This is a genomic window from Rhodococcus sp. T2V, assembly GCF_029269925.1.
GTDB classification, from domain to species: Bacteria; Actinomycetota; Actinomycetes; order Mycobacteriales; family Mycobacteriaceae; genus Rhodococcus_F; species Rhodococcus_F koreensis.
Genome location: NZ_JARJBD010000255.1, coordinates 1 through 2,058 on the forward strand (window position 1 = coordinate 1; position 2,058 = coordinate 2,058).

The 2,058-nt window shown below is 66.8% G+C and carries 1 protein-coding gene; it reads right to left on the reverse strand.

Going from position 1 to position 2,058, the window contains the following annotated elements; genetic code table 11:
- Positions 1–485 precede the first annotated feature (485 nt).
- A complete protein-coding gene (locus P3H15_RS53675) occupies positions 486–1,718 on the reverse strand; it encodes an IS110 family transposase (RefSeq protein ID WP_276144771.1) in 1,233 nt (410 codons plus the stop codon).
- Positions 1,719–2,058 lie beyond the last annotated feature (340 nt).

Here is a 2,058-nt window from a genome sequence, read left to right on the forward strand (position 1 = left end):
CAGCGAAGAGTCTGCAGCACAACACCCCAAATCATTGGGAGACACGCCCTAGCACCTTCACGGGGCGTCCCACACCCACACTCCGGGGCGGATGGTTCGCTGTGCGCAGTATGGCGCTGGAGATCAAGGCATCTCCAATTTCATGATCATCTCCGTCGAGGATGGTCACGCCCTCATCGAGTCCTTGGTGGACAGCCCGAGAGCATTCCCCACCCCGGGTCCAGCTGAAGTTCCTCGCATCAGCGACCTGAACCGTCGTGCCCGCGGCACGACGCCGCAATGGCCTTCCACCGTGACACATGCGGGCGTGGTGACCCACCAGAGCGGACCCTCTGGATGGGTGTCCGCCGGACGCGGATCAAGGCAGACGAGGCGCTCGTCGGGTGGTCGCCCGGCCAAGGGATCGCACCGCGTCGGCGGCATCGGCCGGACCATCCCGACGGTCCGGCCGCATCCGCAGGTCAGACACCCCATGTCGTTTGGTGTCAAGCCGCATGGGGTTCCGAGTGGGCGTGGTGCGACCAGGCGGTCGCTTCGTCATAGCGGGTGTGGGTCTTGAGGCAGCCGTGGAGGATGCCGACGAGCCGGTTGCCGAGCTGGCGCAGGGCGGGGTTGAAGTCGGCTTCGCGGGCACGCTGCTTGTCGTAGTAGTGGCGAGCCCCGGGCGAGGCCCGCAGGGCGGAGAACGCCTGGGACTGCAGGGCGTCGGCGAGCCGGTTGTTGCGCACGAAGCGGGCCTGGACGGTATGGCTCTTGCCGGAGGCCCGGGTGACCGGGCTGGTGCCGGCGTAGTTCTTGCGGGCCTTGGCAGAGGCGTAGCGGGTGGGGTCGTCTCCGAACTCGGCGAGCACCCGGGCACCGGTGATCTCCGCGATGCCGGGCATCGAGAAGTAGATGTCAGCGTCCGGGTGCGCTCGAAAATGTGCCTTCACCTGCTCTTCCAGCTGGGCTATCTGCTCGTTCAGTGCGATCAGCAGCTTCGCGTGGGCCACCGCCGTGGCTGCATAGGCGGCCGTGACCGGCCCGGGCAGGCCGAGTTGCTCCGTGCGCAGCGCGGCCTGGATCGTGGCTGTCTTCGTGTCCCGATTGCGCCGGCGGACACGGGCCAGGACGGCTGTGATCTGGCTGCGCGTCAGCGTCGCACCGGCTGCGGGAGTGGGCGCCTTGATCAGCAATTCCAGCGCATCTGTGCTGGTCAGTGACAGGTCCGCGTAGGCGGCCAGGGCGGCGGGGAAGTACTCGCGCAAAGTGGTGCGCAACCTTTGGAAGGTGCGGGTGCGTTCCCAGATGAGGGTCTGGTGGGCACGGGCGACGACCTTTACGGCCTGCGCCTGCTCGCTGTCCCCGGCCACCGGCCGCAGCTGAGCGCGGTCGATGCGCACCATGTCTGCCAGCGCGTGCGCGTCACCCTTGTCGCTCTTGGCGCCCGAGGTGCCGTACCGCTCCTTGAACCGTGCGACCTGCCGGGGGTTGATCGCGTACACCTGGTAGCCGGAGGCGATCAGGGCCTGCACCCACGAGCCGCGGTCGGTCTCGATCCCGATCACCACCTCGGCCGCGTCCAGGTCCGCGCCGCCGTGCTTCGCGACGAGCTCGTGCAGCTTCGCGATCCCCTCTACACCCTCGGACAGCCTCGCGGCGGCCAGCTTCCGGCCGGTCGCGTCCTGGACCTCGACGTCATGGTGGTCCTCGGCCCAGTCATCACCGATCAGCAGCAACTCATCCTCCTCCGGTCAGGCACTTCGCTTTCCATGCAGCCTGCGGAAGGCGCGGCACGCGGCCTAATGGATCCAGTGCTCACGCCTCACTGCCTGGCGGGCACGTCACCCCATCAGCGGTCTGGCCTCCCGGCCTACCAGCAGGGGCACGGTCTGACCTCAGAAGTCCAATGCTTCCGGCGGTGTAAGTGCTCACCTGCTGGCGGCTACGGCACCGAGTCTCTACGACCCGACAGCTCCCATTAGGCCGGTGCCAGTGAGTGTGAATCCCTCGTGGGGCGAATTAATCTGGTCGGTTGTTTAATTTCACAGACTGGGAAATCCGGATTTATGTGAAACA